This is a genomic window from Pseudoalteromonas sp. 5Ae-yellow (assembly GCF_014077565.1).
Lineage (GTDB): Bacteria > Pseudomonadota > Gammaproteobacteria > Enterobacterales > Alteromonadaceae > Pseudoalteromonas.
Genome location: NZ_JACGWD010000189.1, coordinates 1 through 305, shown reverse-complemented (window position 1 = coordinate 305; position 305 = coordinate 1). Strand labels below are relative to the sequence as shown.

The following is a 305-nucleotide window of genomic DNA, read 5'->3' as shown; positions in this document are numbered from 1 at the left end:
GCACATAGGTGAAATAAGGCTTGGAGGGGGTCGCTACTCAGGCGCTGTCTCGCTTGAGGAATAGCACTTGGAGCAACCGTATCGCCCAGGGTATCAGTGAGTGTTAAATCTAACTTCTCAACAACGTCACTAATAGAGCGGTCGCGAAAAAGACCCATTGCAATGATAAGCCAGACGACAAGCTCAGCAGGTAACTTACGTTTGCGAATACTTGCTTTATCGGTCTGCTCGAGCACATTAGAAATCCACTCAAGAGGGATATGTTTCTGAAATGTAGATAAAGAGTCAGGAGTGGCGAATATATC

At 46.2% G+C, this 305-nt stretch carries 1 protein-coding gene; it reads right to left on the bottom strand.

The window, feature by feature from the left end; genetic code table 11:
* On the bottom strand, positions 1 to 302 hold a 302-nt coding region (locus tag H4J63_RS19925; protein WP_310734730.1), incomplete at its 3' end, for a transposase domain-containing protein.
* Positions 303 to 305 lie beyond the last annotated feature (3 nt).